The sequence below is a fragment of the Aggregatilinea sp. genome, from assembly GCF_036822615.1.
GTDB lineage: Bacteria > Chloroflexota > Anaerolineae > Aggregatilineales > Aggregatilineaceae > Aggregatilinea.
The window spans coordinates 50,597-69,678 of sequence record NZ_DAISHJ010000018.1 but is presented as its reverse complement, the minus strand read 5'-3'; the positions used below and the strand labels follow the sequence as shown (position 1 = coordinate 69,678).

Annotated in this window: 14 protein-coding genes; 12 read left to right on the top strand and 2 right to left on the bottom strand. The window is 62.6% G+C overall.

Annotated features, from left to right (window positions below):
- Both V7116_RS08370 and V7116_RS08365 read left to right on the top strand, forming a co-directional pair.
- The coding region (locus V7116_RS08370; protein WP_324391449.1) for a hypothetical protein at positions 1-1,386 on the top strand (1,386 nt) is incomplete at its 5' end.
- 162 nt (positions 1,387-1,548) lie between these two features.
- Positions 1,549-2,256 (top strand): hypothetical protein, encoded by a 708-nt coding sequence (locus V7116_RS08365; protein ID WP_324391448.1) that lies wholly within the window; start codon positions 1,549-1,551, stop codon positions 2,254-2,256.
- A gap of 26 nt (positions 2,257-2,282) precedes the next feature.
- Here V7116_RS08365 and V7116_RS08360 read toward each other — a convergent pair whose 3' ends face one another.
- On the bottom strand, positions 2,283-3,320 hold the full coding sequence (locus V7116_RS08360) for a LacI family DNA-binding transcriptional regulator (protein WP_324391447.1): 1,038 nt from the start codon (positions 3,318-3,320) through the stop codon (positions 2,283-2,285).
- A gap of 276 nt (positions 3,321-3,596) precedes the next feature.
- Between V7116_RS08360 and V7116_RS08355 the strand changes: the two genes are divergently transcribed.
- The 4 genes from V7116_RS08355 to V7116_RS08340 all read left to right on the top strand — a co-directional run bounded on the left by V7116_RS08355 (position 3,597) and on the right by V7116_RS08340 (position 9,607).
- Positions 3,597-4,877: an ABC transporter substrate-binding protein gene (locus V7116_RS08355; protein ID WP_324391446.1), complete on the top strand. Its 1,281-nt coding sequence runs from the start codon at positions 3,597-3,599 to the stop codon at positions 4,875-4,877.
- Between the two features lie 185 nt (positions 4,878-5,062).
- Complete coding sequence (locus tag V7116_RS08350; protein ID WP_324391445.1) at positions 5,063-6,448, top strand: carbohydrate ABC transporter permease; 1,386 nt, start codon at positions 5,063-5,065, stop codon at positions 6,446-6,448.
- 11 nt (positions 6,449-6,459) lie between these two features.
- Positions 6,460-7,338 (top strand): carbohydrate ABC transporter permease, encoded by an 879-nt coding sequence (locus tag V7116_RS08345; protein ID WP_324391444.1) that lies wholly within the window; start codon positions 6,460-6,462, stop codon positions 7,336-7,338.
- Positions 7,339-7,378: 40 nt separating this feature from the next.
- Positions 7,379-9,607 (top strand): glycoside hydrolase family 2 TIM barrel-domain containing protein, encoded by a 2,229-nt coding sequence (locus tag V7116_RS08340; RefSeq protein WP_324391443.1) that lies wholly within the window; start codon positions 7,379-7,381, stop codon positions 9,605-9,607.
- Between the two features lie 120 nt (positions 9,608-9,727).
- Here the strand turns inward: V7116_RS08340 and V7116_RS08335 are convergent, their stop codons facing one another.
- Positions 9,728-10,822, bottom strand: a complete 1,095-nt coding sequence (locus V7116_RS08335) for a hybrid sensor histidine kinase/response regulator (RefSeq protein ID WP_324391442.1) — start codon at positions 10,820-10,822, stop codon at positions 9,728-9,730.
- A gap of 286 nt (positions 10,823-11,108) precedes the next feature.
- Here V7116_RS08335 and V7116_RS08330 point away from each other — a divergent pair, with 286 nt between their 5' ends.
- The 6 genes from V7116_RS08330 (at position 11,109) to V7116_RS08305 (ending at position 19,075) form a co-directional block, all read left to right on the top strand.
- Positions 11,109-12,116: a LacI family DNA-binding transcriptional regulator gene (locus V7116_RS08330; RefSeq protein WP_324391441.1), complete on the top strand. Its 1,008-nt coding sequence runs from the start codon at positions 11,109-11,111 to the stop codon at positions 12,114-12,116.
- Between the two features lie 62 nt (positions 12,117-12,178).
- A complete protein-coding gene (locus tag V7116_RS08325) occupies positions 12,179-13,069 on the top strand; it encodes a carbohydrate ABC transporter permease (RefSeq protein ID WP_324391440.1) in 891 nt (296 codons plus the stop codon).
- A 16-nt stretch (positions 13,070-13,085) separates the two neighbouring features.
- Entirely contained in the window at positions 13,086-13,964 is an 879-nt protein-coding gene (locus V7116_RS08320; protein ID WP_324391439.1) for a carbohydrate ABC transporter permease, read from the top strand.
- A gap of 63 nt (positions 13,965-14,027) precedes the next feature.
- The gene (locus V7116_RS08315) at positions 14,028-15,275 is read left to right on the top strand and encodes an ABC transporter substrate-binding protein (protein WP_324391438.1); all 1,248 of its coding nucleotides are present in this window, start codon (positions 14,028-14,030) and stop codon (positions 15,273-15,275) included.
- A gap of 125 nt (positions 15,276-15,400) precedes the next feature.
- Positions 15,401-17,695 (top strand): FAD-dependent oxidoreductase, encoded by a 2,295-nt coding sequence (locus V7116_RS08310; protein ID WP_324391437.1) that lies wholly within the window; start codon positions 15,401-15,403, stop codon positions 17,693-17,695.
- A 165-nt stretch (positions 17,696-17,860) separates the two neighbouring features.
- Positions 17,861-19,075: a hypothetical protein gene (locus V7116_RS08305; protein WP_324391436.1), complete on the top strand. Its 1,215-nt coding sequence runs from the start codon at positions 17,861-17,863 to the stop codon at positions 19,073-19,075.
- Positions 19,076-19,082: the final 7 nt, after the last annotated feature.

Below are 19,082 nucleotides of genomic sequence, written 5' to 3'. Positions count from 1 at the left end.
ATCTCCGACGATGCGCTGCCCGAAGGCGATCCGCGCCTGACCGATCCGAAGGGCAAAGCGTGGCAGACGCTGTTCGCGCGCCGCGCGCTCGATGGCCGTCTGCTGGCGGATGTGCTGCGTCCCTTCGCCGCCGGAGACGGCACGCTGACCGGCCTGCCGCCCGCCTTCGCATTCGGCGGCGCGGATCCGAACGCGATCCGTGACGCGGCGGCTTCGTGGCTAGGCTGGTACGAGGGCTTCCTCAACGAGCCAACGCCGGACGTGGGCAGCGCATGGGTGCACGACCGGCAGGAATATGCCTTTGCGCTCTCAGCCCAGTTCCCCGACCAGACGGCGGTGCTGGCTGCCGAGGAATACACCGACGGGCGGCTGGACTGGTACACCTTCAGCGCGTCGCCGGGGCCGGACCTCGGCAGCCCGGCGGAGCCTGTCCCCACGACGCCGGTGAACTTCCGCCCGATGTTGCCCGCCCCGGTGCGCTACCCCGGCATGCCCGCCGATCGCTACTGGGAATTTGAAGACGGGCGGGTCAATTTGGGCAAGCTGGAAGCAGGCCCGACCGACCTGGGGCGGATGCTGCTGGTCGAATACGCGCTGGTGTACGGCAACGACTGGTTCGTGATCCCCGTCGAGCTGAAGGTCGGCTCGCTGTTTCGCGTCAGCCGCCTGACGGTGCGCGACACCTTCGGTGTGACCTCCAACGTCGGCCCGGCGCGCAACCTGGACGGCACGCGCTGGACGATATTCTCGCTGACCAACACGCCGGGCGGGCTGGCGGATCTGTTTTTCCTGCCGCCGTCTCTGCCCTCGCGCCTGGAAGGCGATCCGCTGGAGGAAGTGTCGCTGTTCCGCGACGAGATGGCGAACATGGCATGGGCCGTCGAGCGCAAGGTACAGGGCGCGTCCGGCGAATCGCGCGACCGGCGTATGGAGCCGTACATCCCCAGCGTGTACCAGCGCGTGACGGGCGATCAGATCAGCGCCGACCTGATCTACCGGCTGGCGACGCCCGTACCGCAGCAGTGGCTGCCCTTCGTGCCCGTGCCCGCCGCGCCCAACCAACCGGCGAACGAGTTCATCGTGGCGCTGGAACGGCGCGCGATCCTGCGCGTCTACGCAGACGGCACGACCGAGGAAGTGCATCCGAACGGCATCCTGATGCGCACGGATCTGTCGCGCCCGGTCGAGGACGAGCCGCCGCTGCGCCTGCACGAAGAGGAAGTCCCGCGTGAGGGCGCGGTCGTGCGGCGATCGTTCCAGTTCGCGCGCTGGCTGGACGGGCAGCGAATCCTGTGGGCGGGACGCAGTAAGGCCGTGGGACGCGGCGAGGGCGCGAGCCAGCTTCGCTTCGACGTCAGCCTCTACCGCGACTCGGTCAGCGAATAGACCGACCTCCGCCGGACATGCGCCTGCTCCTCTGCGGGCGCGCGCAAAACGATGGGGCTTGAGCGGCAGAATCGTTATGATCTGTCTGGTATTGGTTTGCGCCATGCCGCCTTTTGCCGGACTCGGAGCCGTACGGCTCGCCCATCACACTCCAGCGCATTCATGGCCGCTCTCGACGATCTGCTCGATTCCATTTTTGGCGGTACGCAGCCCGCGTTTTATCCCGAATTCGTGGAATGGGTTCGGGAGTCGCGCCGTTACAGGGCCTTCGCCGCCGATTACCGCACCAAGATCCGCGCCAAGCTCAAAAATGCCCAGGGTGAAAGCGGCGTCAAAGATCTGCGCGCCGAACTCGAAACCGCGTCGCTGCTGCTGCGCGAAAGCCGGTTCGCGTTGGAATACGAAAAGTACGCCGCCTTGAAACAGCGCGGGCCGGATTTCACCGTCACGTTCAAAACTCACACCCCGTTTAACGTCGAGGTGCGGCGGATTCGCAGTGTCGAACTCAACGCAGAGGATGCCGAAGCGCGCGCCAACAAGCTGATCGCCGTGCTGTGCGATAAAGCGGGGCAGATGCCGCCAAACATCGTCAACCTGCTGTGGCTGGTGGCGGATCGTGCGATCTCCGAAGCGGATGTGGATCACGCGGCGGCCACACTGCGCCAACTGGCGGAGAGCAAAACCGAGACGTTTTTCACGCGGCGCGGGTTCGAGAGCGCCGCCGGATTCCTGAAGCAGTACCGGCACTTAAGCGGCATCGTACTGCGCCAGCCGGACGCGACCGTGTTCTGGCCCAATCCGCTCGCCCGGCACAAGACCCCGCCGGAGATCGTCACGGCAGTTCAACGCCTGGGCACGTCCCCAGGCTGAGCCGATCGCGCCTCTATGCCCGTGCGTCACTCGATGCGGCGCGGCACGGACGTGGAGCCGCGCACCTTGAGTTCGGTGGGGATCACGGCGCGCGTCGTGCTCAGGGGACGCCCGTCGAGGATATCGAACAGCGTTTGGGCCAGCCGCCGCCCTGCCTCAACCGACTGTAAGCGGATCGTCGTCAGTGACGGCGTCTGGTACTGCGCGATAGGGATGTCATCGAAGCCCGCCACCGACATATCTCCGGGGACCGCGTACCCGTGCTCCTGAAGCCAGCGCATCGCACCGATCGCCATCGCGTCGTTGAAGGCCAGCAGCGCCGTCAGCGAATAGCTGTGCGACCGCATCAACTGGGCCGCCGCGTCATATCCGCCCTCGAACGTGTAATGGCCCTGGGCGCGCGGCGTGTGCCGCGGATCGAGCGCCGCGTCACGCATGGCCCGCTCATAGCCCCGCCAGCGCGCGTGCACCGGCATGGCGCTCTCCGGCCCCATGATCACCCCGATGTGCCGGTGGCCCAGCGCCAGTAGATGCTGCGTCAGCACGTAGGTCCCGCTTTCGTCGTCGGACCGCACGCACGGAATGGTGCCGGTCGTGTAGCCGGAGATCACGACCTTATAGCCGCGTTCGACCAGTTCTTCCGCGCCGTCTTCCCCCAGGCCGCTCTCGAAGATAATGCCGTCCACCATCTGCCGTTCGAGCAGGCGCGCGTAGGACGAAGCCGGATCGCCCGCCGAGTGCGCCGTGGACAGCAGCAGGCTGTAGCCGCGCAGCGTCGCTTCGAGATCGATGCCGTGCAGCGTCTGCATCAGGTGATCGTTCCCAAAGACGAAATCCACGTCGTAGTAGGGGATGATGTTGGCGATGGTGAAGGTGCGGTCCTGGTCCTGCCCCAGCAGGCGCGCCGCCATGCTGGGCCGGTAGTTCAGCGCCTTGATCGATGCCAGCACCCGCGCGCGCGTTTCTGCCGCGACGTCCGCCTTGTTGTTCAGCACGCGTGAAACGGTCTGGTAGGATGTCCCGGCGTGTTCGGCCACATCCTTGATAGTTACTCGCTTGGTCACCGGATGCTCAATTCTCGTGAACGTTCTCGGAACATTCTCATTCTATGTCAGGAGTTTCAAGGGGTCAAGGCGGGCGCATAATGGCTTTCTATTGACAGAAAGAACAGGAACAGCCTATACTGATTACAAATGTGATCGTTCGCGGCCTCATTGCGGCTTTAATAACGTGAACGTTCACGGTAAAAAATTACATCATACACTCGCGCTCGTGCCATCTGTGCACTTCTCTCACCGCGACGTCTTTTGTGCCCATTTATTCTTTTGAGGAGAAATTCTATGACCAAGTCCAAGCTTACCTTCGTTCTGATTGTGTTCCTCATGGCTGCTGCGTTAGTCCCCACGGTTAAACCAGCCGTCACCGCGCAGGGTCCCGATTACATCACTTACAATTCGTACAATGGCGACCCCGAACCCCGCCGCGTGGACGAAATGGTCGTCCAGATGTGGAACGACGCCAACCCGCTCATGCCGGTGGAGCACTCGATCATCGCGCATGAAGACTTCAAGCAGGCGCTGCGCGCCTACCTGACCGCCGAACCGGCCCCCGATGTGCTGACGTGGTTCGCGGGCAACCGCGCGCGCTTCTTCATCGATCGCGGCCTGATCGCGGACGTTTCCGACATGTGGGCGGAAAACGGCTTCGATACCTCGTTCGCCCCCGGCTTCCAGGCGCTCGCCACCGTGGATGACAAGCAGTACTTCGTGCCGACCTCGTACTACTGGTGGGCGGTGTACTATCGTCCCTCGCTGTTCGAGAAGGCCGGTGTCGATAAAGTGCCCGAGACCTGGGACGAATTCCTGGGCGCATGCGATACGCTGAACGCAGCGGGCATCGCCCCGATCACGATCGGCACGCGCTACCCCTGGACCGCCGCCGCGTGGTTCGACTACCTCGACATGCGCGTCAACGGGCCGGAGTTCCACATCAACCTGATGCTGCTGAACGAGTCCTACACCGACGAGCGCGTGAAGAACGTCTTCACCTATTGGAACCAGCTTTTCGAGCACAACTGCTTCATCGAAGATCCGGCAGCATACGCATGGCAGGAAGCCGTGGACTTCATGGTGCAGGAAGAAGCCGCGATGTACCTCATGGGCGGCTTCATCTACGACTCGTATCCTGACGAGCTAGAAGACGACCTCGACTTCTTCCGCTTCCCGATCATCGATCCGGAAATCCCCGTCGGTGAAGATGCCCCCACGGATGGTTACTTCATCGCGGCGAACGCCCGCAACCTGGACGGCGGCAAGCAGTTCCTGGCCTACCTCGCCTCGCAGGAAGTCCAACAACTGGTCTTCGACGAGCTGGGCCGCCTGCCCACCCGCACCGATGTCGATGTCTCCGCGGCTCCGGCTCGCGTCCAGAAGGGCGTCCAGCTGGTCCAGGCAGCAGACTACGTCGCGCAGTTCTACGACCGCGACACCACCCCGCCGATGGCGGAAGTCGGCATGGAAGGCTTCTCGCGCTTCTGGAGCGATCCGTCCAGCGTCGATGAGGTGCTGGCCGACCTGGAAGCCGAACGTCTGCGTATTCTTGAAGAAGGCGTCGAAGAGTAAAGTCGTTCTTGACTGGTCCTAAAACAGGGCGGGCGAACTGCCCGCCCTGTTCGTTTCCAGCGATCCGATGGCACCTTCTACCCCAGCCTACTTTTCCAACCCGGCACAGACAGCAGGTTGTATGTTTTTCCGCGCCTGTGCCGGACTCCAACCAGCGGCGAGACACATTCGAGGACGTGACGACAATGGCGGTAAAAACAGCAGATAGGTCTCTCCGGCAGCAGGAGCCGCTCGACTTCACCAGCGCCAGCTTCCTGGCCCTGATTTTCGCAGTCATCGTGCTGATCGCGTTCATCTTCCTGCCGTGGATGTGGACCGAAGCCAAGTACAACGGCGCGCGGCTGATGTCGGATGTGCTCGTCGCGGGCAGCCTGAAAAACTTCGGGACGATCCAGCTTGTGATGATCCCCATCGCGGCGCTGGCGGCGGGCGGCATTGCGATGTGGAATTTGCTCAGCGGGCGTGAAGGGCCGCGCGCGTCGCTCCTGATCTTGCTGTGCAGCGCGCTCGGCCTGTACTACTATGCCGACCTCTATTTCATCCGCAGCGGCGAAGTGGCTGACTATATGCGGGCTAATGTGGGCATTGGCTTCAAGGTGGCGTTCGTCGCCCTGATCGGCCTCGCGGCGCAGGCGATTCTCGCCATTCCGCAGGCCAATCTCCTGTGGCAGCGCGTGGGCCAACGCCTGTCATCGCGCAGGCCGTCGGTTCCCCAAAAGGCCGTGCCGTACCTGTTCCTGGCCGGACCGCTGGCGCTGTACATCGTCTGGGTGCTGGCCCCCACGATCTACACGTTTTATTTGAGCCTGACCAACTGGGACGGCGTGACCACGCCCGTATATGTGGGGTTGAGGAACTACGAGACGCTGTTCAAGCAGAGCGCGTTCACGGAATCGCTGTCCAACAACGTGCGCTGGCTGGCGATCTTCATCACGGTTCCGACCACGCTGGGCCTCGGCCTCGCCATGATTTTCAACACCGACATGCGCGGCGGCAACTGGTACAAGGTCAGTTTCTATTCGCCGCTGGTGCTGTCGTGGCCAGTAATCGCGCTGGTGTGGATCTGGGTGTACCACCCCGCCAACGGCCTGATCAACTCGATGCTGACGGGCATCGGCATCACCGACAATCCCCCCGGCTGGCTGGCCGACCGCAATCTGGCAATATACTGCATCATCGCCGCGGCAACGTGGCGGCAGGCCGGATATGTGATGGTGCTCTACCTCGCCGGGCTAAAGAACCTCGATCCGGCGCTGCTCGACGCGGGTCTGGTAGACGGCGCGAACCGCTGGCAGTTGTTCCGCCACGTGATCTTCCCGTTGCTGGCCCCCGTGACGACGATCGTGTTCATTATTTCGGTGATCGATTCCCTGCGGTCCTTCGACCTCGTGCAGGTCATGACACGCGGCCATCAGGCCACGCAGGTGCTGGCGAATTACATGTATATCGAAGCGTTCAACAATTACCGCATGGGCTTCGGCGGCGCGATAGCGGTCGTGCTGTTTAGCATCAGTCTCGTCTTCGTGGGCCTCTACCTGTGGGTGAGCCTGAAAGACGAGCTGGAATACTAGGGAGAGCAGAGATGGCCGCACTCACGCAAGCAGAACCACGCGCCAGCCAGCAAACCAGTGAGAAAAAACGACGGCGGAACGAAAACGTCGCCAAGCACGTTTTGCTGATCCTGTTTACACTCACTTGGCTGCTGCCAATCTTCGCCGCCGTGCTGACCTCTTTCCGCACGATGGATGACATCACCGTGCACGGCTTTTGGAGCATTCCGCAGCATTTCAGTCTCGAAAAGTTTTCAGAAGCCTGGGTCACCGCACGCATCCGGGTCTATCTGCTCAACAGCTTCATCATCACCATCCCGTCGCTGCTGGGCATGATCTTCCTGTCGTCGCTCAGCGCCTATGCGCTGGCCCGCTTCAAGTTCAAGGGCAACCTGCTGATCTACTTCATCTACGTCGGCGGGACCATGCTGCCCTTCCAGATCCTGCTGCTGCCCGTGTTCCGCCTCACCAATAAGCTCGGCCTCTATGACACCTACGGCGCGCTGATCTTGATTCACACCGCGTTTCAGTTGGGCTTCTGTACCTTCGTGCTGCGCAACTTCATGCGCACCGTGCCCGGCGAGATCCTCGACGCCGCCCGCGTGGACGGGTGCAGCGAGTTCCGCATCTACTGGCAGATCATGCTGCCGCTCAGCCTGCCGTCGCTGGCGGCACTCTCGACCCTGGAGTTCACCTGGATCTTCAACGACTTCCTGTGGGCGCTGATCCTGCTGCAATCCGATTCGCTGCGTCCGGTCACAGCAGGGCTGGCGACGCTGCAAGGGCAATACGTCACCGACTGGCCGCTGATCACGGCAGGTGCGCTGCTGGCAACGTTACCAACGATACTGGTGTTCGTTTTCCTTCAGCGCTACTTTATTCAGGGCCTGACGCTGGGCTCGGGGAAATAGACGCGCCCGATCCCACTCTTAATAGACGAGGAACACGCAGTTGCGCACAACATACCTGTTCAACGATCGCTGGCTGTTTGCCCCGGAGCGCCTGAGCATCGACACGCCGGATGCCCGGTTTGAGGCCGTCATTCTGCCCCACACCAATAAGCTGCTGCCGTATCACTACTTCGACAACGCCGACTACCAGTTTATTTCCACCTATCGCAAGCGCTTCACGCTGCCCGAGCCACGTGCCGGGCGGCGCGTCTTCATCGACTTCGACGGCGCGATGATCGCCAGCGAGGTCTGGCTGAACGGGGTGCGGCTGGGCGAATACGAGGGCGGTTATACCCCCTTCTCGTTCGACCTTACGCCCTACTTGCACGAAACCGGCGAAAACCTGCTGACGGTCTATCTCGACGCAACCGAGCGCAAAGACATCCCGCCCTACGGTTACGTGGTGGACTACCTCACGTTTGGCGGCGTGTACCGCGACGTGCACCTGCGCTACGTCGAGCCATGCCACATCACCAACGTGTTCGCCCGCCCGCAGAACGTCCTGACCGGCTCCCCAACCGTGGCCGTCGATGTCACGCTGCGCAATGCCGGGGATCGCCCTGTTCCGGCGGTGATCAGCGCCGCGCTCAAGGACGCGGACGGCGCGATCCTGGCGACCGGCAGCGCGGCCCCCGTGACGGCAGCGCCGGGAACCGTGACCGGGGTGAGCCTGGAACTCCGCGACCTGCCAGACGTCTTGTTGTGGTCGCTGGACGATCCCGCGCTGTACACCGTCGAGGTCAGCCTCGCCAGCGGCGACACCGCACTGGATCGTCAGACGGCGCGGTTCGGCTTCCGCGAGGCGGAGTTCCGCAAAGACGGCGGGTTCTACCTCAACGGCGAGCGGATCAAGCTCATCGGGCTGAACCGCCACCAGACCTACCCGTACATCGGGGCCGCCGCGCCCGCCCGCCTGCAGCGCAAGGACGCCGAGATCGTCAAGTACGAGCTGTCGTGCAACGTCGTGCGCACCTCGCACTACCCGCAGTCGCCGCACTTTCTGGACCGCTGCGACGAGATCGGGCTGCTGGTCGTGGAGGAGATCCCCGGCTGGCAGCACATCGGGGACAGCGACTGGCAGGGCATCACCCTGCGCGACGTGCGCGCCATGATCGAGCGCGACCACAACCACCCCTCGATCATCCTGTGGGGCGTGCGCGTCAACGAATCGCGCGACAACGAGGCGTTCTATACCGCGACCAATGCGCTGGCCCACAAGCTCGATCCCACCCGGCAGACGGGCGGCATTCGCAACTTCATCGACAGCCAGTTCCTCGAAGACGTCTTTACCTACAACGACTTCTCCAACTCGGTGATCGAGCCGATCCACACACCGCACCTCGTCACGGAGTTCAACGGGCACATGTACCCCACCAAAACGTGGGACCAGGAGGAGCGCCGCGAGGAACACGCCCTGCGGCACGCGCGCGTGCAGGATAAACAGATGGGCATGGAGCGCGTCGCGGGGGCGATCGGGTGGTGCGCCTTCGACTACAACACGCACCAGGAATTCGGGTCGGGCGACCACATTTGTTATCACGGCGTGATGGACATTTTCCGCCTGCCCAAGTACGCGGCCTATTTTTACGCCAGCCAGGGCGATCCGGCGCGGCGCGTGGTGCTCCAGGCGGCGACCGGCTGGTCGATGGGCGACCGCGACACAGGTGGGATCAAGACGCTCGTGGTGCTGAGCAACTGCGACGAGATCGACGTGTTCATCGGGGACGAATGCCTGGGACGCTTCCAGCCCGACCGGGCGTGTTTCCCGCATCTGCCGCACGCGCCCTTCCAGGTCTCGATGGGCAACGGGCACCTCACCTGGGGACGCGCCCTGTCTGACCTGCGGGTAGTCGGCTACCTGAACGGCAGCCCCGTCGCGGAACAGATCATCGCGGCGGACGGCCTCCCGGCGGCGCTGACTCTGACGCCTGACGACAGCGAGCTGGTCGCGGATGGCGCCGACATGACGCGCCTCGTGCTCAAGCTGGTGGACCGATTCGGGAACACCCTCCCGTTTGCGAACGCGGTGGTCACGGTCGAGGTCGAAGGCCCCGCCGACCTGATCGGGGACAATCCGCTGGCGCTGGCCGGGGGCCAGATCGCGCTCTATCTGCGCGCGCGCCAGGACCCGGGCCGCGTCCAGATCCGCGCGACGGTGCCGCGCATGGCCCCGGCGACCGCTGTGGTCACGTGTGTTGAGCGCGCAAGCGAGGAACAACCCCGCGCGTAGCAGCCAGTCTTGAAACTGGCCCCTGGGCCAGAGGAGTACGCGGTGAGACGATGCCGGGCGGACCTTTACACAGTCCGCCCGGCATCGTTTTCAGCGACGAGGGGGCGACCCTGCCCGTCGTTAGTGGTACAACTCGAAGCTGAGGCGCACGCGGGTCCCCTTTTCGGGGTCGCTCTGGATGGCGAAATGCCCTCCGTGGATCTCCACGAGCCGCTTGGCGATGATCAGCCCCAGCCCCAAGCCCTGCTGCTCGAACAGCACGCGGTCGAACTGCATATACGCACCGACCGAGGTAATCTGTTCGGGCGACATGCCGCGCCCCTGGTCGGCCACTTCAATATGGAAGCTTTTGTGATCGTGCCAGACCCGGACGGATACCGGCATGTTGGGCCGCGAAAACTTAAAGGCGTTATCAACCAGTTCTGTGATGATCTTGCTTAAGTCTTGTTCCGCAATTTGCGCGGCAAAATCCTGTACATTGATCGCCAGATCCGCGCGCCGCCGGTGCTTGTCGGCAATCTCCCAGGCGCGCGCCTCCACTACCTGCCCGATGTGTCCCGTAATGTGGTTGCGCAGATGCGCCAACTGCGCTGCATCCGCCGCCAACACTTCGATCTGCGCGTAGACCAGGAAGTTTTCCAGGACGTGATGCAGCCGCAAGGTGTTCGTGACGATGTGGGATGCCATCAAGCGCACGTCGTCCGGCGTGCACGTCTCGGCGTCTTCGCGCAGCAGCTCCGCATAGCCCAGACAGCCGGTGATCGGTGTGCGCAGTTCGTGCGGCAGAGCGTAAATGATGTTTTTCCGCAGCAGCTTGATCGTGGACTCGTATTTTTCCGTGATAGCGCGGCGCTTCTCAAGCTGAGTCTGTACGGACGCGACCAGCTCGTTGTTCGTGAAGGGCTTGGTCAGATAGTCGTCTGCGCCCAGCTCCATGCCGCGCCGCATATCGTCACGATCGGCGCACCCGGTCAGAAACACCAGCGGGATATCGGCGGTGCAGGCGTTGGAACGAAGCTGTTTCAGCACCGAATAACCGTCCATATCCGGCATGTTGATGTCACACAATACGAGGTCGGGCGTCAGATCGCGGACGAGCTGAATGCCGCCCGTGCCATCACACGCGCTCGCCGCCTGATAGCCCTGGTAGCGCAGCGTGGTGACCACCCGCTCGCGTCCAAGAGGATCGTCATCGATCACTACGATCGCAGTCATATATTTCGTTTTACCTTCCCCGCCCAGGAGGGATTCACAGTGTTACACCCAAAAAGTAAATGTAATCGCTCTGTATTTCAATGAAAGAGGTGTAAAGAAAACTCAACAAATTCTAAATTCCCGGAGGGTAAGTTCGGGACCCACCCGATCCCGGCCTCGCCTATGTAACTTGTTACATATTTTCACAGTATATTGACTTTGTTACCATTCATTTGTTACACTGTTTCTGGAACACTGAAATGATGATCGACCTTTTGCGCCACCGTTCTTTCAAAGAAAATTTGCGATGCCCACAGTACGAGAAATTGCCCAACGCGCCCATGTTTCGATAGCCACCGTCTCCCGCGTGCTGAACGGCAGCCCGCGCGTCAGCGACGACGCGCGTCTGGCCGTGATGCGCGCCGCCCAGGAGTTAGGCTATTCCACCGATCACCGCCGCAGCGCGCCGCAGGTGTCGCGCTCGGTCCTGGTCCTCACCCGCGAGCAGACGAGCGATGACGCGCTGCCTCACCAGCAGGCCGCCGGAGAATTCGAGCGCCGCGTATGGGTCGGGGTGCATTCCGCGCTGGAACAGCAGGGGATCGCCGCACGGCTGCAAAAGTCGTCCGTCTCGATCGAAGAAGCCAAACAGCACGCGCGCGACATCGGGGTTTCAGGGCTGGTGCTGCTGGGCGGCGTGCGCGATGCGGCGTTCGTCAAAGAGCTGCAAAGCCTGAGCATCCCCTTTGTGATCGCTGGCGCGCACCTGCGCCCGATCGAAGTGAACTGCGTCATGGCCGACGTCGGGCAGGGCATCCAGCAGGTGATGCAGCATCTCATCGAGCGCGGACGCCGGGCGATCGGCTTCATCAATGGGCCCAATACCACGACCACCAGCGCCGAAAAGTACGAGGCGTACCGGCTGTCGCTGTGCACCCACGATCTGCCCTTCGATCCGCAGCGGCTCACCACCAGCGAATTTTCCGCCGAATCGGGATACCAGCGCACCGATCAGCTTCTTGAGCAGTGCCCCGATCTGGACGCGATCGTCTTCGCGGACGACGTGATCGCCTTCGGCGGGCTGCGCGCCATCCGCGAGCGCGGTCTGCGCATCCCGGATGATATCGCCGTCAGCGGCTTCGGGGATTACGAGCTGGCGGGCTTCGCCAGCCCTTCCCTCACCTCCGTTCATTTCGATATGACCATGATGGGCGTCATCACCGCGCGGCGGCTGTGCATGCTGTTCGACGATCCTGACGACTATCCCTGGCTCATTCGCGTTCCTACTTCCCTTGTGATCCGAGAGTCTACGTAGCTCCAGGCAAATGGATTTTTGAACGATGCATATTTCACGATTGTTTCATCCGGTCCAGTGATATGAACACTGCACGCACTCCACACTTCAGGATTTCCGATACCCAGTTCGGCATCCTGCTGGCGCTGCCGGCGCTGGCGCTGTTCGCGGCGATCACCATCTACCCGCTGCTAAGTTCGATGTACCAGGGCTTGCTGGACAAAAGCCTGCTCTATCCGGGCCAGGAGTTCGTCGGCCTGGATAACATCCAGGCGATTCTGCAAGACGACTTCACGCCGCTGCTGCGGACCACCCTGACGTTCACTATTTACGCCACCATCCTGCCGTTCGTCGTCGGCTTCGCCATCGCGCTGATCATGAACAGTTCCATTCGCGGGCAGGCGCTGCTACGCAGCCTGTTCCTGCTGCCGTGGCTGCTGCCGACCGTCGTCGTGTCGTTCCTGTGGATGTGGATCTTCAACGCCAACTACGGCGTGCTGAACGGGCTGCTGCGAGTGACGGGGCTTATTCAGGAAAACATCAACTGGCTGGGCCATCCTCAGCGGGCCATGATCGCCGTCATCATCGCCAAAACGTGGAACACCTTCCCGTGGATCATGGTGATGCTGCTGGCGGGGCTACAGACCATCCCCAAGGAGCTGCACGAAGCGGCGGCCATCGACGGCGCGGGACGTATGCGCACCTTCCGGCACGTCACCCTGCCGCAGCTGCGCGGCATCATCGGCACGGTGCTGCTGCTGAGCATCATCTGGAACTTCCAGCACTTCGAGACGATCTACGTCATGACCACCGGCGGACCGGCCAAAGCCACGACCACCTTTTCCGTCGCCGTCTATAAAGCCGCCTTCCAGAAGTTCGACCTGGGAGAAGCGGGCGCCATCGGCATCCTGTGGATGATCCTGCTGTCAGTCGTCGTCGCCATTTACCTGAAATTCGGAACCGATAACGACTGACGCCGGAGGAACGATCATGCTTGCATCAAAAGCCGCCGAAACATCATCACAAATGGCCAGCTCCCAGCAGCAAAAATGGGCCGACCGCCTGCTGCTCTACGGCAGTTTTGCCGTCGTCGCCCTGTTCGGGTTCTTCCCGATCTACTGGATGCTGGTGACGTCGCTGACGCCGACCGACAGCGTGTTCCAGTTCCCGCCGCGTTTCTTCCCGGCGCACATCACGCTCGAACACTACAAAGGCTTCTTCGATAACCCCGAGCTGCTGCGCTACTTCCGCAACAGCCTGATCGTGTCGCTTTCGACCGCCGTGGGCAGCATCTTTATCTCCTCCTACGCGGCCTATTCGTTCTCCAAGTTCCGCTATGCGGGGCGGCGCGCGCTGATGTTCCTGATCCTATCGGCGCAGATGTTCCCCCAGGCGCTGCTGCTGATCGCGCTCTACCTGATGTTCGACGAACTGGGCCTGCTGAACAGCTACTGGTCGATGATCTTGGCGTTCACCACGTTCACGCTGCCGCTGTGCATCTGGATGCTGAAAAGCTACTTCGACACCATCCCGAACGATCTGATCGAAGCGGCCAGGGTAGACGGCGCGAACCAGCTTCAAATCATTCACCGCATCATGCTGCCGATCTCGGCTCCGGCGCTCGTATCGACCGGGCTGTTCGCCTTCATTCGCGGCTGGAATGACTTCATCTATGCGCTGACACTGGCCGGGCCGAAGAAAATGACTCTGCCGCCGGGCCTGGTGCTGCACTATATCGGAGAGTTTCAAACGTCGTGGCCCGAGCTGATGGCCTCCTCGTTCATCGTATCGCTGCCGATCATCATCGCATTCCTGTTCATGCAGCGTTACATCGCGGGCGGGCTGGCAGCCGGGGCCGTCAAAGGGTAATTGTGTGCACAACGGTGGAGTTCTCCACCCGCAAAGTATTTTTCGTCTTATGGAGGATACAGGATGTCTCGCAAATCACTTAGCAGTCTGGTCATCTTGATCGTCGTGTTGGCCTTCGGGCTTGCTCCGGTCCTCGCACAAGGGGACGGGGGAAAGTTCACCTTCACCGGCTGGTCGCTGCAAGAAGGCTCCACCCGTGACGTGATCATGGGCGCGGTGGATGCCTACAGCGCGGACACCGGCGCGGAGATTGAGCCGGTCGCGTTCCCCTACAACGAGTACCTGAATCAGGTCCTGCTGCAGGCGCGCGGCAGCAACATCACCGGCCTCGTGCAGCTCGACATCGCGTGGCTGGCCCCGATGGCCGCGATGGGCGTGCTGAAGGATCTCGGCCCCGTCGCGTCTGAGGTCGATTACACCGATGCGGCCCTCAGCAGCGGTCAGGTCAACGGCGTGCAGTACGGCCTGCCCTGGACCACCGCCTCGATCGGCATGGTCGCCAACATGGGCCTGCTCGAAGAAGCCGGTGTGACCGAAATCCCGACCACCATCGAAGAATTTGAAGCGGCTCTCGAAGCGCTGAAGGCCTACGACCCGGACGTGATCCCCTACGCCGCCATGACCGACACCGCCCAGTTGAAGGACATCATCCCCTGGATCTGGACCTTCGGCGGCACGGTGATCGATGACGAAGGCAGCGTGGTGCTGAATGACGAAGGCACCATCGCCGCGGTAGAATGGTACGCCAGCCTGCTCGACCGCGGCCTGATCGCGGCGGACATGGACCGCTTCGACGCGCGCCAGCTCTTTGCCGAAGGTCGCGTTGGGTTCTACGAAGACGCGATCGTTGCGCGCGCGCTGGCCGCCGGAACCGCCCCGGACAGCGGCATTGCTGAAAACGTCGTGCCCGTCCCGCGCCCGGTCCTCAACGAAGGCGATGCGCCCCAGGCGCTGCTGTGGGGCCATATCCTGGTCGTGATCGATGACGAAAACGGCGACGATGCCGCCGCGTTCGCCAAGTATCTCACCTCCGACGAAGACACGGTGCTGAACTACTTCTCGCAGCTGGCCCTGCCGCCCACGACCGAAAGCGCCCTGGCGAGCGACACCGTCCAGAGCGATGAGTACGTCGCCCAGTGGAGCAGCGGTATCACGGCCACGGCGCGCACCAACCCGTTCTGGCCCTACACCGAAGCGGCTGCGATGGAAACGGCGATGAACGAGCAGGTTCAGGCCGTCCTGACCGGCTCCGCCAGCGCTGAAGACGCCATGAACGAAGCGCACGACGAAATCAGCGATCTGATCGACTGATCGCCCAGGCACACACCAGGGGCGAAGGCTGACCTCCGCCCCTAATAGATCCCGGCAGTAAAAGGGGCGATTCACGGATCGCCCCTTAACCAAACATCCGCCTGACCTGAATACTGAGGTTAACCATGCGTATCGAACCGCCCGCCGAACAGCGTCCTTTGTTTACCCGGCACATCGACTGCGATCTGGCGATCGTCGGTGGCGGCATGGCAGGCTCGTGCTGCGCCATCACCGCCGCCCGCGCCGGAATCCGCGTCACGCTGATCCAGGACCGCCCCGTGCTGGGTGGCAACGCATCGAGCGAAGTCCGCCTGTGGATTCTGGGCGCAACCTCGCACATGGGCAACAACAACCGCTGGGCGCGCGAAGGCGGGGTCATTGACGAGATCCTCGTCGAAAACATGTACCGCAACCCGGAGGGCAATCCCCTCATCTTCGACACCATCATGCTCGAAAAAGTGCTCGACGAGCCGAACATCACGCTGCTGCTCAATACGATGGTGTTTGACGCCGAAAAATCCGCGCCGGACATGATTCGCTCGATCCGCGCGTTTTGCAGCCAGAACTCGACCATGTACGAGGTCACCGCGCCTCTGTTCTGCGACGCCTCCGGCGACGGCGTGCTGGGCTTCATGAGCGGCGCCGCCTTCCGGATGGGCGCAGAAAGCACGGACGAGTTCGAGGAAAAGCTGGCCCCCAGCCACGAATATGGCGAGCTGCTGGGGCACACCATCTACTTCTACAGCAAAGACGTGGGCAAGCCGGTGCGCTTCGTCCCGCCCCATTACGCCCTGGACGACATCACCAAGATCCCGCGCTTCCACAGCTTCAACGCGCGGGACTACGGCTGCCGCCTGTGGTGGATCGAGTACGGTGGGCGGCTGGACACCGTGCACGATTCGGAGCGCATCAAGTGGGAGCTGTGGAAGATCGTCTACGGCGTGTGGGATCACATCAAAAATTCGGGCCAGTTCCCCGAAGCGGAGACGCTCACGCTCGAATGGGTTGGCTACATCCCCGGCAAGCGCGAAAGCAGGCGCTTCGAGGGCGATTATATGCTGCGCCAGCAGGATCTCATCGAGCAGCGCTCGCACCCCGACGCGGTATCGCTGGGCGGCTGGGCGCTCGACCTGCATCCCGCTGACGGTGTTTACAGCGAAAAACCGGGCTGCAACCAGTGGCACTCGCGCGGCGTGTACCAGATCCCCTACCGCAGCTTCTACAGCCGTAACGTCCGCAACCTGTTCCTGGCGGGACGTATCTTCAGCGCGACGCACGTCGCGTTCAGCTCGACGCGCGTCCAGGCGACCCTGTCTTCTGCCGCGCAGGCAGTCGGCATGGCGGCGGCAATGTGCATCCGCGAAAATCTGCTGCCCGCCGACCTCTCGCGCGCGCCGCACATTCAACAGCTTCAGCGCGATTTGCTGCGCGCGGGCCAGTTCATTCCGCGCGTGCGGTTGGACGACCCCGACGACCTCTCGCGCCGCGCCACTGCGATCGCATCGAGCACATTCAAGCTCGGCGTTTTGCCCGACGGCGGCCCACTGGTGTCTCTCGATCAGTCCTGGGCGCAGATGCTTCCGGTCACGCCGGGCAAGATGCCGCATGTGACGTTCACGCTCGATGTCCGCGAAGCAACCACCCTGAACGTCGAACTGCGCACAAGCGACCGTCCGGACAACTACACACCCGACGTGATCCTGGGGCGCAAAACCGTCGCGCTGGAAGCAGGCCAGAATCAGGACGTCACGCTGCAGTTCGACGCCGCGTTTGACGAGGCGCGCTATGTGTTCGTGTGCTTGATGAAAAACCCGGCGGTCGCGGTCCACACCAGCGAACAGCGGGTCACAGGGATCCTTTCGGTCAGCAACACGCAGAATCCAGCGGTGTCGAACTACGGCGCGCAGACGCCTACGCAGGACATCGGCGTCGAAGCGTTTGAGTTCTGGGTCCCGCTGCGCCGCCCGAATGGGCAAAACCTCGCGGTGCGCGTCGAGCCGCCGCTGGTCGGGTTCGGCCCATCCAACGTGACGAACGGCTGGCTGCGCCCCACGACCGGCCCGAACGCCTGGGTCGCCAGCCCCGACGATTTGCAGCCGGGGATCACGCTCGAATGGGAGCAGCCACAGACGATCCAGCGCATCGAGCTAACGTTCGACACCGATTTCGATCACCCGATGGAATCGACGTTGATGGGCCATCCCGAATCGGAAATGCCGTTCTGCATCCGGCGCTACCGCGTACGCGATGCCGCCGGGCGCGTCCTGGCGGAATGCAGCGACAATCACCAGACGCGCAACGTCCTGACGTTCGATCCGCCGGTCGTGACCGACTGCGTGCAGTTCGATCTGCTCGAAACGCACGGGCGCGCGCCCGCCGCGCTGTTCGACGTGCGCTGCTACGCGCCCGCCGAAAGCTGAACCACTCCGCCCTGATGCACCAACGCCCGGCGCTGTGGGATGGCCGGGCGTTTTTGATCCTCTCCGCGCGCCGGAAGCCGCACGACGCGACATCACATGAAACAGGCGGGGCATCCTGTGATATGATGCGATTGCGCGTTGTATTCACAGTGGGGAGAAGTACACATGAAACGTATGCTGCACATCGCTGTCGCAGTCGCTGCGTTGTGGATCGTACTGGCGTCGGGCGCGGTCCTCGCTCAAGGAGGCGAGCAGGGCACACCCACGCCAACTCCGTCAGGCCTGGAATCGTTCCTATCCGCCACAGCCACCCCCAACACCGCCCTGAACTTGATACCCCGTCAGACTGGCACAGCCTTCACGTTCGGAGCCTACCAGTTTACTGTTCCTGACGGTTGGTTACCCTGGCAGTACGATGCCGCCTTGAGCGAAGCCGCCAACGAACAAGCGCTTGAGGCGATGGTCGTCCAAATCGACCCGGAGCTGGTCGAAGATGCCAGCGGGGTGATCGAACAGATCGTGCCACCGATGATCGCCGCGGCCCTCGCGCCGGATACGCCGGGGGGCGATCTGATTTTCGTGAGCGTGCTGGAGTTCGGCTATCAGGCGACTCTGGACGATATGCAGCTCCCCGCGACGACCGATCCCGCCCAGGTCATGACCACGTTGGGATTCCCCGAAGCGCGGACCCAAAACGGACTGACCGCCGGGTTCTCGCTCGAAGAAGACAGCGATCAGGTGAGCTATATAGGCGGCTTCGCCCTACCGGAGCACGATCGCTTCATCCTGCTCAACGGCACCTGCGATCCCGCCAGTTGGGAGACCTACGGCCCGCTTCTGACCGGAATTGTCGACTCGTTCCAGTTGAGCGAAGCGGACGGCAGCGCGCCTACTCCGGTCAAGCCCACGCCCGGCGCGTCCGACGCGCTGCCCGCCGGGTCTTACGATCTGTCCCAACTCCCCCTGCTCACGCCGATCAACATCCTGTACCAGCAGCCGTATCACTTCAGCCTGCCCCTCGTGCAGACGGGAACGATCGATCTGGCCGGGCTGGAACTGGATCCCGTGCTGGAGAAAATCGAGGGCACGGATTATTATCCCCCCGTCACCGGCTACGTTCAGGCCGCACCAGCGGTGGTCTTTTACGCGCAGCCAACCACCACGGTAGGCGTCGTGTTCGCCGGAGTCAACTACGTGGACACCGTGCTACTTGTGCGCGATCCTGAAGGTGGCTGGCATTTTGCCGACGACGTAAAGCGCGCCAATCCCGATCCGGCGCTGGCGGTCAATGCCGCCACCGAAGGCGTCTACGAAGTCTGGATTGGGGCCAAAGTGCCCAATCAGGTGGTCGCGGGCGACCTGTACGTGATCGTCGAGTAAGCCCGCA

What these genes read in the sequence shown, in the direction of transcription:
- V7116_RS08355 (WP_324391446.1), top strand. Translation starts at nt 3,597, where the DNA reads ATGACCAAGTCCAAGCTTACCTTCGTTCTGATTGTGTTCCTCATGGCT.
- V7116_RS08320 (WP_324391439.1), top strand. Translation starts at nt 13,086, where the DNA reads ATGCTTGCATCAAAAGCCGCCGAAACATCATCACAAATGGCCAGCTCC.
- V7116_RS08310 (WP_324391437.1), top strand. Translation starts at nt 15,401, where the DNA reads ATGCGTATCGAACCGCCCGCCGAACAGCGTCCTTTGTTTACCCGGCAC.
- V7116_RS08350 (WP_324391445.1), top strand. Translation starts at nt 5,063, where the DNA reads ATGGCGGTAAAAACAGCAGATAGGTCTCTCCGGCAGCAGGAGCCGCTC.
- V7116_RS08345 (WP_324391444.1), top strand. Translation starts at nt 6,460, where the DNA reads ATGGCCGCACTCACGCAAGCAGAACCACGCGCCAGCCAGCAAACCAGT.
- V7116_RS08365 (WP_324391448.1), top strand. Translation starts at nt 1,549, where the DNA reads ATGGCCGCTCTCGACGATCTGCTCGATTCCATTTTTGGCGGTACGCAG.
- V7116_RS08325 (WP_324391440.1), top strand. Translation starts at nt 12,179, where the DNA reads ATGAACACTGCACGCACTCCACACTTCAGGATTTCCGATACCCAGTTC.
- V7116_RS08330 (WP_324391441.1), top strand. Translation starts at nt 11,109, where the DNA reads ATGCCCACAGTACGAGAAATTGCCCAACGCGCCCATGTTTCGATAGCC.
- V7116_RS08335 (WP_324391442.1), bottom strand. Translation starts at nt 10,822, where the DNA reads ATGACTGCGATCGTAGTGATCGATGACGATCCTCTTGGACGCGAGCGG.
- V7116_RS08305 (WP_324391436.1), top strand. Translation starts at nt 17,861, where the DNA reads ATGAAACGTATGCTGCACATCGCTGTCGCAGTCGCTGCGTTGTGGATC.
- V7116_RS08315 (WP_324391438.1), top strand. Translation starts at nt 14,028, where the DNA reads ATGTCTCGCAAATCACTTAGCAGTCTGGTCATCTTGATCGTCGTGTTG.